The sequence below is a fragment of the Thermostichus sp. OS-CIW-30 genome (assembly GCF_054060215.1).
In genome coordinates this window covers 19,785-30,964 of record NZ_JBSSCZ010000023.1, presented here as the reverse complement: position 1 = coordinate 30,964, position 11,180 = coordinate 19,785, and the positions used below count along the sequence as shown (strand labels likewise).

Here is an 11,180-nt window from a genome sequence, read left to right as displayed (position 1 = left end):
CTGCTAAAGGAGCTTGAACTCCCAGTCTCTCGTCGGTCGGGCAAGAGCTTGAGGTTTTCAACTCCGTTGGTCATCGTGCATCTGACATTCTCCATCCAGCAGCAGGGATGTGGATGGGGGTCTCTTACAACCTTTCCCCAGGCTCCTCTTGAGGATCCCTGTGACTCCTCAATTTCTGAGCAAGAGGCTCATCCCTTCTGGAGTCACTTTGAAAAATCAGATGGAAAAAGGAGAGATAGATGTTTACCCAATCTGCGTCTGATACCCTGGGGTTGGCACAACTGGATTTGGCGCAAATTCCGCGGCAGATCACCTGCGATGGCAGTGACTTGGATTGGAGCCAGGCCCTGGCCATCGAAGGGATCCAACCTGAAGAAGAAGCTTTACAGGCTTGGATGGCTTTCCGTGACCTGCGGGTGAACCAAGAGGCGGGCAACATTTTACGCTGGCAAGGGCGTCCGTTGCGGGCCAGCCGTATCCGCTTTTTCCCCAGGAATGTGGCTTGGCGCTATGGCTTCTCATTTTCCACCAGCATTCGCTCGCCCCTTGGCAAAGGGATCCCGACCCCTGAGGAGTGGCGCTACCCGGGCCTCTGCCGCTACGGGATTGTGCTGTTTCAACCCAACGCCCAACTGGTGGCCCATCAGGTTTTCGAGTCCTCGCCAGAGCAGCCCCAAGAGGTGGATCTGGATCCCAACCTGGATATTGCCTTCAACATCAATGACGCCAAGGGCAGCTACGGCGACAATAGCGGCAGCTTCGATATTTACCTGCAGGTGGTGAGCTAGACTCACCCAACCCCAGGAGGGATCCCGGCTGATCGCGATAGCGGGACGGAGTCTTTGCAGGGCGGGTCAGGGGGCAGTTGCCGGGTGGGATCCCATCCCCTACAATGAGTGAACTGGTGGCTGGATCCCAGCTTGCCATTGCCCTTCCTGGCCCTGGAGAGGTGGCTGAGTGGTCGAAAGCGGCTTCCTGCTAAGAAGTTACGGGGCCCAAAAGCTCCGTCGAGGGTTCGAATCCCTCCCTCTCCGTCCATATTTGCTGACCAAGGTTGTTGACGTCCTCTGCGCGCCGTTAGCTTACTTCCCCATAGCGGTAGGGCGGGGCTTTTCTCAGTAGCTCGGGCGTCTCAGACTAACCTGAAACGACCATAGAGGCCAACTCCGCTACCAGTCATGGGTCGTGGAAGCAGGAAGAAATCAGAGACGTCACCTCCTATTGGGGTTTCGTAAGTTTTTCAGAGGGGTGTAGTCCTCAATCCAAATAGGCGCTCAACTCCTGCTCCAATGTAGGCAGTTGCACCTCTCCCTGCTCCAGCTCTTCCAAATCTTCCAGTTGCTTGCGCAAACGGGCGATCCGCTCTTGCAGGCACTCTTTGATGCCTTTGGCCCCCAAACCGAGGCAGCTGCGGCAGACTTCCCCGTAGATTTGCCCGCGGTCGTTATAGACCACCGCCAGCAACACTTGGTGCCCTTTTTTCTGGATGGGGTTGGCCCATCCCCCACAGATAATGCAGGGCACTCGGCCATTGCCCCCGTAAATGCTGCGTTCCCAGACGATTCTCACGCTCAGCCTCAATGCAACTTGTTGCCCACCAGCATAAAAACCCAGGGGGATCCCTTGCCACCCCAAGATGCCGCGTTCCTTCCCTTCCCATTGCGGTGAAACGGTTTGCTGGTTAAATGCCTGCCCCCCTCTCCCCCTGGGAGAGGGGCTTGGGGGTGGAGGCCAAAAAGGGATCCCGGCGGCTAGGTGCTGGGCCGGGCAGATTGAGAGCGGTCGATGGTGCGATAGGTGAGGCTGGCAGCCACCTCTAGAGCTTTGGCGGCGTCGCGGAAATAAAACCCCAACTCCTCATCCTTCTCCGTGCGGTTGGGCTTATTGAACTTGGCCTTGAACTGCACGTTGCAATACATGGCCAACCCCACCAGAACCTCTGACAGTCCGTGCTGGTTGATCAGCCGCTCCACGTCCGTAAGCAGGCTTTTGATCAAGGCATCGGCTACTGGTTCTGGCAAACTGTCCAGGTCGTGCATGGGGGCTCCTCAACCAACGAGAGCAAACAAGCCAACGGGTCTGGAAAATCGAGATGGATCTGGGATCCCGAAGGCAACCTCTCCTGATTTTCCTGCATCTTTTCCAGAATGCCCAATCCCCTTGCCAACGCTACCACCACTGCCGCAGCCAGCCCCACAGGCCCGGATAACGAATGGAGCGCTCCCGGGCCGCTTGCTCCAGATGATGGGCGTGGTCTTGGCTGCCGGGATCCCGCAGACGATTCAGGCGCATCAAATAGGCATAGCGGTGGATCTGTTCTCGCAACTGAACTGGGGGAAGGGCAAAGCACTCTGGGCAAATAGGGCCGAGATTCAGACCCCTATCGTTGAAAAGGCAACGAACTCGCTTCCCGCCCGCAAAACGCTTTCCGCAGGCGGCACAGTAGCAAGCTGAGGGCTGGTTGGCAAGGCGCTGCCAGCGAATTCGCATGGTCTTCCCGACAAAAAGGCAAGCAACGTGCAGGCAATTCGCTGCAGCCATAATAGGCTAGAAGCTGGTGAGCAGAACCCAGGATGGGGGGGCCTGGAGTATCGAAAACCATGCCGCAACTCTACGACTGTGTCATCGTCGGCGCCGGCCCTGCTGGAGGATCTGCCGCCTACCATCTGGCCAAGCGGGGACGCTCGGTGCTGGTTCTGGAAAAGGATCCCTTGCCCCGCTACAAACCCTGTGGGGGCGGCGTTTCTCCTATGGTGGCGGCTTGGTTTGACTTCGACTTTGGCCCCGCCATTTCCCTCAAGATCCGGCAAATCCGCTACACCTGGCGCGGCGGCGATCCGGTGGTGGTCGATTTGGATTTGAAAGAGCCCGTTTGGATGGTGCGGCGGGATGTTTTCGACCACTACCTGATTCAGCAAGCGCAAAAGCAAGGGGCAGCGCTCCAGGCAGAATGCCCTGTCTCTGGCCTCGAGTGGCAAAGCGACCGCTGGCAAGTGATGACAACCGCCGGCCCGGTCTGGGGTCGGTACGTGATCGGGGCCGATGGGGCAAAAGGCTCGATGGCCAAGTGGCTGGGCTTTCAGGAACGCCGCCGTCGCTTGGCTGCCGCCTTAGAAGCAGAAGTGCCTCTCCTGCAGCCGCAAACTGCAGCCGCCCATTTTGACTTCGGCGCCGTCAGCAATGGCTACATTTGGAACTTCCCCAAGGCTGATGGCTACTCGATTGGAGCCGGCACCTTTCGGGGTGGAGAAAAACAAAACCTGCGGGAAATTGCCGCCCAATATGCCCAAAGCTTTGGTGTAGACTTGAAGTCGGTCAAGCCGTTTGGCCATCCCATCTGCCTCTGGGACGAAGATCAACCGCTACACACCCAAAATGCCCTCTTGGTGGGAGATGCCGCCTGCGTCATCGATCCGTTTACCGCCGAAGGGATCCGCCCTTCCCTTCTCACCGGCATGTTGGCGGCCCAGGCCATCGATCAAGCTCTAGGCGGGGATACAGAAGCTCTGGCGAACTACTCTGCCCGCGTGCAGCAGGAATGGGGCTCAGAAATGCGCTGGGCTAAGCGGATTGCGGCGTTGTTCTATCGCTTTCCGGGCGTGGGCTACAGGGTGGGCGTCAAACGACCGGGAGCCACTCGGCGCATGGGCCAGATCTTGGCCGGTGAACTGCGCTACAGCGATGTGGCCAGCTCGGCCATTCGCAAGTTAAGCGGTGGTCTGCTCGCCTAAGCCCGGCACCGACAGACGCGGGCGAGATCCAGGATCGTCGAAGCGCTTGCCGATCAACAGGCAGTTGCGACCATCCGCTTGGCGGCTGTAGCTGAGGTGAGTAGAGAGAGCTTTCATCAGCAAAATACCCCGTCCCCCCTCGGACTCAAGATTGGCGTTGGGCGATGTGGGATCCGACAAGTTCCGAGCAAATCCCTCCAGATCAAACTCCTGCCCCTGATCCCAGATGCGCAACTCCAGCCCTTGCGGCATCAGCAGCAGCTCAATGTCGATGGGCGTACTTTCCGGCAGAGCGCGGTGGGCGTGGCGAACGGCGTTGGTAAACCCCTCTACCAAAGCCAACTGACATTCCGCCCAAATGGGATCCGGGATGCCCGCATTTCGGAAAGACTCAAACCAGGTCAAAACCTGGTCAAGCGCGTCCAGGGTTGTGTCAACCCTCAGCGCAAACGTTTGCCTCTTGTCCAGAGGGATCCCTGCCGCGTTCAAAACCGAACCCCAACGATGAGGATTGAACTCAAGCCCATCAATCCTGGCCGGATTGACCCTACCAGATTCTAGACCAGAGCCCTGCTAGAACGTGTCATCCCCCACTTTGGGGGGTGCAGCTAGGGAGCGATGACCAAATCCACACGGCGGTTCCGCTGCCGTCCGGCTTCTGTGTCGTTATCGGCAACGGGCAAGGTGGGACCAAAGCCAGAGGTTGTCCAACTGATGGGATGGCCTTCCGGCAGCAGCTTCGTCAAATAGTCCTTAACCGCATTGGCGCGGCGCAGAGAAAGGGCCAAGTTGTAGTTTAAGGGCCCGATGTTATCGGTGTGGCCATTCACTTGAACGCGGGCGCCGGGCATAGCTTCCAAGGACTTGGCCACCTGGGCCAACAGCGAGGCTGCTTCAGGTCGAATCTCGGCTTTGTCAAAATCGAACAGCAAATCGCCCGGCAGGCTGATGGTTTGGGTTCCCACCTGAAAAGAGGTCAGCGTTTTGGTCGGGGCTGGGGTGCTTTCTTCTCCTGGGACGATCTCGGCAGCAGTGGAAGATTCCCTGACAGGCTCAGGGGCTGTTTGAGAACGCAGCCGTTGCAGCCGCGACTCCAATTCCTCAATTCTGATCAAGAGCTGGATCACCTGCTGGCGGATCTCCCGAATCTCTGCCTCCAGATCCGTGGGGCTCTCATGATTTTCCTCTGGATCTGCATCTGCTGTTGGGCTGGCCACCGGAGGATTGGCCTGGGGCGGAGCCAAGGTGGGCAGGATCGGTGGTGTGGGAGAAGCGGGTTGAGTGGGAGAGATGTTGGTCTCCGGCTGGGGCTGAGGTTGGGCCTGCTGGGGAAGCACCATCCCGACCCAGATTCCGCTGCTGACCAAGAGGATCCCGCTTAGGGAATGGAGAGCGACTGTTAGGAGCTGGGACGAACGAGCCATTGCAGGCAAACCTCCGGCTGGATGGGCGCAGGCAAGGAGCAGGAACTCCTCTCAACTCAACCCTCAAGACCCATCCTAACCGGCGACCCGATCTCGCCAAGGGGATTCTCGGTCGGTCCAACTGCCACTTCCCGCCATCTGCTGTGGGAGGCTAATCAAAACTGATGCGACCTCGATAACGCCCTATGAGGGTTAGGCCGTTGATGGGATCCGCCAAATCCGCCACAAAAGGGGGAAAGCGGGGATTGTCGCTGATCACCTTCACCTGGGACCCAGGCAGGCGCTGCAGCCGTTTGACCAACAGATCCCCATCCATCTGAAAGACGTAAATGCCTTCACAGCCCAGGTCTCCACCCTCTTGCCGCTCCACAAAGATCCAGTCGCCATCCTCCAACGTGGGAGACATGCTATCCCCCTGCACCCGAATCAGGCTCAGCTCGGCAGGATTTCCCTTCAAGTGCGTCCGCAGCCAGTTTCGCTCAAAAGCAATCACCGATTCGATCGATTCTTCGCGCACCAACGCCCCCGCTCCGGCAGAGGCGGCCACATCGACAAAAGGCACATACACATACTCTGCTTTCGCGTCGGGATGCAACTGCGGGGATCCCTCCCCTGTAATCAGCCAATTGAGGTTGACCTGGCCCACTTGGGCAATTTTCACGGCCTTGTCAATGCTGGGCACGGATCCCTTCAAGTAGCTGCGCAAGGCCGTATCGCTAATTCCGGCCCGTCGCCCAAACGCATAGACGGCTTCATCGCCAATCACCCATCGCAAGCGGTCTGCAAAAGAAGAGCCAGAGGAGATGGACATCGGCTTAACGCTACATATTGTGTATAAGTAGATTTTTGCCACTATATCTTGACAAGTCAACAACCGGTGCAGCCATTTGGGGACAATCTTCAACCTGAGCTGACCAAGCGGCAGAAGGGAAATCTCACTTATTGTTAGCAGGCTGGCTGGGGAATCCTACTGGCGCTACCGTGGTTTTGGGTTGTGTTCACAGCGGGTCAGCAGCGGGCCGGCACAGCTTACTCTACCCAAAAAGGTGCACGTGGGATCTTCACCAAGTGCTGGGGTAAGCTACCCTGTCTGTTGAACTTATTCCGGCAGTCTGTCTGGGTGAAAGATGGTAAACTACCCGACTCAGACCGCTAAAGCGATACGGAGCGGGCTTTCAGTAGCCCTGCAGTTAGTAAACTAACCACGGACCTCTGGGCTGGTTTACGACAACCCCAATCGACCGTTACCAGTGCCCTAAAAAGCCGTTTCTGGTGTCCGCATTATTATTATAACATAAAACAAATAAAGTCACGCATTCCTCCCAACACTGACTTTATGAGTACAGTGCGGGGCTCCTGCGATTTCTAGCTGAGATATCGGCATTAGCGGCCCAAAAGGTTCGGTTCCCAGATTGCCTCTGGGTCTACTTCAAGCTGTTCTGCCTCAATCCCTATGGTTTCCTCTGACCTCAAGCGCTGGCTGGATAACTTCCTGATTGCCGTTGTCTTTCTGGTGTTCGCCGGGTTTGTCTGGTTTGTCTTTTCCGTAACCGGGGCTTTTCTTGGGATCCCACTGGGCTACAAACTTTGGATGCGGCTCTGGCTGCCTTTGTTTCAGCCGGCTTTGGGGATCCTGATGGCCGGGGCGGTGGTGAGCGGAGTGTGGGGCTGGCTGGAAAAACGCCGCTCCCAACAATCATGATCATCAACAGAACTGAAGATCCCGTGGCGCAGGGGAGCCCCAGACTGGCTCTATACTGGAAACGTATCTAAATGTTGAGCACCTGAGGCAGTCTGGCGTCGTGTTTGTTCTGTCCGGCTACGAGTATTTGCTGGTTTTTCTAATCGTCTGCTCTCTGCTGCCGATTTTGGCTCTGGGGGCTTCCGCACTCTTAGCGCCAAAGCGGCGGGGATCCCTGCGGCGCAGCACTTACGAGTCGGGCATGGAGCCGTTTGGGCAAGCCTGGATCCAGTTCAACATTCGCTACTACATGTTCGCACTGGTCTTCGTCATTTTCGACGTAGAGACGGTGTTCCTCTATCCCTGGGCAGTGGCGTTTCACCGCTTGGGGCTGTTGGCCTTTGTGGAGGCCCTGATTTTCATCGCCATCCTTGTGGTGGGTCTTGTGTACGCCTGGAGAAAAGGAGCATTGGAATGGTCATGACGTCTGAGAAATCGCAAGTCTTGTTTCCGGGGGCTGCCCCCCAGGTGACTACCGACCTCTCCAACAACGTCGTTCTGACGACGGTGAACGACCTGTACAACTGGGCCAAGATGTCCAGCCTCTGGCCGCTGCTCTACGGCACTGCCTGTTGCTTCATCGAGTTTGCTGCCATGCTGGGATCCCGCTTCGACTTCGACCGCTTTGGCCTGTTGCCTCGTTCTTCGCCACGCACCGCTGATTTGATCATCACGGCGGGCACGGTCACCATGAAGATGGCTCCGGCGTTGGTCAAGCTTTACCAGCAAATGGCTGAGCCGAAGTACGTGATTGCCATGGGGGCCTGCACCATCAGCGGTGGCATGTTCAGCTCCGATTCCTACACGGCAGTGCGGGGGGTGGACAAGCTGATCCCGGTGGATGTGTACATTCCCGGCTGCCCCCCTCGTCCAGAGGCGATCATGGATGCCATTGTCAAGCTGCGCAAGAAGATCGCCGCCGAGGACATGCGGGAACGAGGCCGTCTGCAGCAAACCCACCGCTACTACACGGTTAAGCACAACCTCAAGCCTGTGCCGGAGATCATCACCGGCAAGTATCTGGAGAGCGAGACCCGCCAAGCTCCCCCGCCAGAACTGGCTGCGGCCATTGGCTTGCCAGTGCCCCCGGCTTTGCAAACTGCCGACTTTAAGCAGGCGGAACAGCAGCTCAAAGCCTTGCAGGGAGGAGTGTGAGATGGCAGAGGAAAATGCCCAGGAAAAACAAGCGCCGCCATCCGCAGGCGAGCAGTCGGAACCCTTGGTGACGTTGGAGCGGGGCCCGGTTTCCCAGTTTCTGGCCGACAACGGCTTCGAGCACCAGTATTTGGGGAGAGACGCAGCGGGGGTAGAGCTGTTGGAGGTGGAGCGGGACTTTCTCCTACCCTTGTGTACCGCCCTCTATGCCTACGGCTTTAACTACCTGGAGTGTCAGTGCGGATATGACCTGGGGGCAGGGCAGCCACTGGTCAGCCTTTACCACCTGATCAAGCTGTCAGACGGGGCGGATCGCCCTCAGGAGGTGCGGCTCCAGGTGAAGTTGCCTCGCCAGGATCCACGCCTACCTTCCGTATACTGGATTTGGAAGTCGGCGGATTGGCAGGAACGGGAAACCTACGACATGTACGGCATTGTTTTCGAGGGACACCCGAACCTGAAGCGGATTTTAATGCCGGAAGACTGGATAGGTTGGCCCCTGCGCAAGGACTACATCACGCCTGATTTCTATGAGCTGCAGGATGCCTACTGATTGGGGATCCCTGACCTGGTGAGCAGCGTTGAACAGGATGGGTTGAGATGTGGCCTTTTTTGCTCTTGGCAATCTACGCAGGAGGAGTTTGGTACTCGGCCCGCAAGGCGGATCGCATCTATTCGGGCTCCGGGAAGTGGCTGGTATCGGCCCTCTGGCCGGTGCTGCTGCTCTCAAACCGTCAGTTTCGCCAAAATTGGCGTCGTCCCCTGAACAAGTAAGTTTGAGTTGAGTAAGTCTGGATCCCTGGAATCCTCACCTGTGATCGCTCCTGAGCAACACCTACGCGACCCGAGTCTTTCTCTATCGACACCTCAGGCCACGCAGAAGTTGCGGGAGTTGATTGTCAGCCGCATTCGCGCTCAGGGACCGGTGACCTTTGCCCAGTTTATGGAGTGGGCTCTCTACGAGCCAGGGTTGGGCTATTACGAGCAGGGATCCCCGATTGGCCCCGACTACCTCACCTCTCCCCACCTGGCGGCGGACTTTGCCCAACTGTTGGCGGAGCAGATCCTTCAGTTCTGGCACATTTTGGGATCCCCCCCTGACTTCAAGGTGATCGAGATGGGGGCGGGCAGCGGTCGCCTGGCCCAGGATTGGCTGACCTACGTGCGCTCTGCAAGGCCTGCGGCCCGCTTACGCGAACAGCCCTCTTTTTGGCAGGCGCTGGACTATGGGATCCTGGAGCGTTCTGCCCACCTGCGGCGGCTCCAACAGGAGCGATTGGCTCCTTTTGGGGAGAAGGTGCGCTGGTTGGATTGGGACGGGATCCCGGATGAGTCGGTCACAGGCTGTTTCTTCTCCAATGAGCTGGTGGATGCTTTTCCGGTGCATCGGGTGCAGGTACAGGATGGGGCTTTGCGGGAAATCTATGTCGATTGCAGCGAGGCTGCAGAAGCCGACTTCCGGGAAGTGCTGGGGGATCTGTCCACTCCTGAGCTGAGGGAGTATTTTGCCCGCTTGGGGATCCCTGTAGAAACTTATCCGTCCGGTTACCAAACCGAGGTGAACCTAAAAGCCTTGGAGTGGCTGCAGCTCCTGGCCCGCAAGCTCAGGCGAGGCTACGTGCTCACCATCGATTATGGCCACACCGCCCAGCGCTACTACAGCCCCCACCGCGCCCAAGGTACGCTCTTGGCCTACCGACAGCACGGCAGCTATACGGACCCCTATGTTCGGGTGGGATCCCAGGATCTCACCGCTCATGTGGACTTTACGACCCTAGAGCAAGTGGGAGAATCTCTGGGGCTAAGATGTCTGGGGTTCACCCGGCAAAGCAGCTTTTTGGTGAACCTGGGATTGACCGAGCGGCTGGCCGCCCTTAGCCAAATGGGGAACCCGGTTGATGGCGAAGCTGTGGATGTGGGCCAAGTTTTGCGGCGGCGATCCGCTCTTCATGCGCTGCTGGATCCCATGGGGTTGGGGGGCTTTGGAGTATTGGTGCAGGCTAAGGGCCTGACCCCCTCAGAATATGCTCATCCTCTGCGGGGCTTTGGCGAGCCAGAGCTGTGAACCGTTTCGGTGCTATTGGGATGGGATGTCTGCCCCTACCGGCTACCGTTGCCTTCCATCGATGCCAGTTCTGCCATTGCTCTGGCGCTATCTTCCAGGTTGTCGATTCGCTCCTCGAGGGTTGCAAAGACTTCGTCATATTTGTCGGCCCATGCGACGCCGGCGGCAGTTTTGGTCATGCGGACCGAGCCAAGAGATACGTCTGAAGATCCTTTCGCGGGCATAGGTGACCGTTTAATGGAGTTACTAGAGCCTGTTGACCGACAAGCCTGGGTTAAGCGGGCAATATCCTGCTTCAGGAGATTCTGTTTTGATTGGAGTTGTTCTACCTTGGCTATGCCCTCCTTAAGGGACTGAATGAGTTTCTGTTTCTTGGCTTGTAAATCTCCAATCGAGGCTTTCAGACTTTGCTCTTCTGCGCGTAACTGAGGAAGTCGTTCTTCTTGAGATTGGATCTGGATCTCTGTTTCAAAATGAAGCTGAGGAGTTTGAGCTTGCGAACGAGCCTCATCATAAGGTTGGGCAGCAGCCACCCCCTTCTGCTGGACTTTTGCCCAATCTTCAAGGGCAGCACGCAGGTTGGCCAGTTCGCTTTGCAGTTGCTGTAGGTCTGAAGGAGTGATTTCGTTTTGCTTCTGTCGATTTTCGAGGTGCTGCAGAAGCTGGATTTTGGCTTTGGCCTCGCTTCCAGATAGAGCAGAAGCCACATAGCCCGTCATCCCCGTGGCCAAACCTGCTGCTCCTGCCTGCCACAGGGATCCTCCCGCCCCAAGGCCGCCAATAGCCACCGTAACTCCAGCCAACGCGGGAAAGGCAGTTATCCAAAGCTGGCGGCAGGAGAAAGGCAACATCATCGACCCCAGGGTGGAAGAGGAGATTGTCTTGAAGATTGTTTTGACCATAGGTAATGTTTGGGTAGGTTTTCTCTCACTCACAACTCCTCTTTTTTTAAGGAGAAAGGGGAGCTAGAACCAACACAAAGAACAAAGAACGCCTTAGAGACAATTTTACTGCACTATTTCACTGCACTTCATCACTGCACTTCAAGATGACTCTGGTGTACT

At 57.2% G+C, this 11,180-nt stretch carries 15 protein-coding genes and 1 tRNA gene; 9 read left to right on the top strand and 7 right to left on the bottom strand.

Going from position 1 to position 11,180, the window contains the following annotated elements:
* Nucleotides 1–239 precede the first annotated feature (239 nt).
* Together ACVWZF_RS10505 and ACVWZF_RS10500 are read left to right on the top strand one after the other, a co-directional pair.
* Nucleotides 240–788: a hypothetical protein gene (locus tag ACVWZF_RS10505; protein WP_011433891.1), complete on the top strand. Its 549-nt coding sequence runs from the start codon at nt 240–242 to the stop codon at nt 786–788.
* A gap of 155 nt (nt 789–943) precedes the next feature.
* Nucleotides 944–1,034 (top strand) — tRNA-Ser (locus ACVWZF_RS10500).
* Nucleotides 1,035–1,257: 223 nt separating this feature from the next.
* Here ACVWZF_RS10500 and ACVWZF_RS10495 read toward each other — a convergent pair.
* From ACVWZF_RS10495 to ACVWZF_RS10485, 3 genes are all read right to left on the bottom strand, one after another.
* Nucleotides 1,258–1,569, bottom strand: coding sequence for a hypothetical protein (locus ACVWZF_RS10495; RefSeq protein ID WP_011433892.1), 312 nt, complete (start codon nt 1,567–1,569; stop codon nt 1,258–1,260).
* A gap of 182 nt (nt 1,570–1,751) precedes the next feature.
* Nucleotides 1,752–2,039: a hypothetical protein gene (locus ACVWZF_RS10490; RefSeq protein ID WP_011433893.1), complete on the bottom strand. Its 288-nt coding sequence runs from the start codon at nt 2,037–2,039 to the stop codon at nt 1,752–1,754.
* A gap of 130 nt (nt 2,040–2,169) precedes the next feature.
* The gene (locus ACVWZF_RS10485; protein WP_041436713.1) at nt 2,170–2,490 is read right to left on the bottom strand and encodes a hypothetical protein; all 321 of its coding nucleotides are present in this window, start codon (nt 2,488–2,490) and stop codon (nt 2,170–2,172) included.
* A gap of 110 nt (nt 2,491–2,600) precedes the next feature.
* Between ACVWZF_RS10485 and ACVWZF_RS10480 the strand changes: the two genes are divergently transcribed.
* Nucleotides 2,601–3,731: a geranylgeranyl reductase family protein gene (locus tag ACVWZF_RS10480; RefSeq protein WP_011433895.1), complete on the top strand. Its 1,131-nt coding sequence runs from the start codon at nt 2,601–2,603 to the stop codon at nt 3,729–3,731.
* On the opposite strand, the gene ACVWZF_RS10475 is transcribed toward ACVWZF_RS10480, so the two are convergent.
* The 3 genes from ACVWZF_RS10475 to ACVWZF_RS10465 form a co-directional block, all read right to left on the bottom strand.
* Nucleotides 3,708–4,220 carry an ATP-binding protein gene (locus ACVWZF_RS10475; RefSeq protein ID WP_414402360.1) on the bottom strand — a complete coding sequence of 171 codons (513 nt, stop codon included), beginning with the start codon at nt 4,218–4,220 and terminating at the stop codon, nt 3,708–3,710. The two genes, ACVWZF_RS10480 and ACVWZF_RS10475, sit on opposite strands and share 24 nt — an antisense overlap.
* Nucleotides 4,221–4,339: 119 nt before the next feature.
* Nucleotides 4,340–5,155, bottom strand: a complete 816-nt coding sequence (locus tag ACVWZF_RS10470) for an OmpA family protein (RefSeq protein WP_083757656.1) — start codon at nt 5,153–5,155, stop codon at nt 4,340–4,342.
* A 151-nt stretch (nt 5,156–5,306) separates the two neighbouring features.
* The gene (locus tag ACVWZF_RS10465) at nt 5,307–5,966 is read right to left on the bottom strand and encodes an XRE family transcriptional regulator (RefSeq protein ID WP_011433898.1); all 660 of its coding nucleotides are present in this window, start codon (nt 5,964–5,966) and stop codon (nt 5,307–5,309) included.
* Between the two features lie 642 nt (nt 5,967–6,608).
* Here ACVWZF_RS10465 and ACVWZF_RS10460 point away from each other — a divergent pair.
* The 6 genes from ACVWZF_RS10460 to ACVWZF_RS10435 all read left to right on the top strand — a co-directional run bounded on the left by ACVWZF_RS10460 (nt 6,609) and on the right by ACVWZF_RS10435 (nt 10,116).
* On the top strand, nt 6,609–6,857 hold the full coding sequence (locus ACVWZF_RS10460; protein WP_011433899.1) for a hypothetical protein: 249 nt from the start codon (nt 6,609–6,611) through the stop codon (nt 6,855–6,857).
* A 100-nt stretch (nt 6,858–6,957) separates the two neighbouring features.
* Nucleotides 6,958–7,320 carry a photosynthetic/respiratory NAD(P)H-quinone oxidoreductase subunit C gene (ndhC, locus tag ACVWZF_RS10455; RefSeq protein WP_011433900.1) on the top strand — a complete coding sequence of 121 codons (363 nt, stop codon included), beginning with the start codon at nt 6,958–6,960 and terminating at the stop codon, nt 7,318–7,320.
* Nucleotides 7,317–8,051 carry an NADH dehydrogenase subunit K gene (locus tag ACVWZF_RS10450; RefSeq protein WP_011433901.1) on the top strand — a complete coding sequence of 245 codons (735 nt, stop codon included), beginning with the start codon at nt 7,317–7,319 and terminating at the stop codon, nt 8,049–8,051. Before ndhC ends, ACVWZF_RS10450 begins: the two co-directional genes overlap by 4 nt.
* Before the next feature lies 1 nt (nt 8,052).
* Nucleotides 8,053–8,604 carry an NAD(P)H-quinone oxidoreductase subunit J gene (locus tag ACVWZF_RS10445; protein WP_011433902.1) on the top strand — a complete coding sequence of 184 codons (552 nt, stop codon included), beginning with the start codon at nt 8,053–8,055 and terminating at the stop codon, nt 8,602–8,604.
* 47 nt (nt 8,605–8,651) lie between these two features.
* Nucleotides 8,652–8,825 (top strand): hypothetical protein, encoded by a 174-nt coding sequence (locus ACVWZF_RS10440; RefSeq protein ID WP_011433903.1) that lies wholly within the window; start codon nt 8,652–8,654, stop codon nt 8,823–8,825.
* Between the two features lie 40 nt (nt 8,826–8,865).
* Nucleotides 8,866–10,116 (top strand): class I SAM-dependent methyltransferase, encoded by a 1,251-nt coding sequence (locus tag ACVWZF_RS10435; RefSeq protein ID WP_011433904.1) that lies wholly within the window; start codon nt 8,866–8,868, stop codon nt 10,114–10,116.
* Nucleotides 10,117–10,151: 35 nt separating this feature from the next.
* Here ACVWZF_RS10435 and ACVWZF_RS10430 read toward each other — a convergent pair whose 3' ends face one another.
* Nucleotides 10,152–11,018, bottom strand: coding sequence for a hypothetical protein (locus ACVWZF_RS10430; protein WP_011433905.1), 867 nt, complete (start codon nt 11,016–11,018; stop codon nt 10,152–10,154).
* Nucleotides 11,019–11,180: the final 162 nt, after the last annotated feature.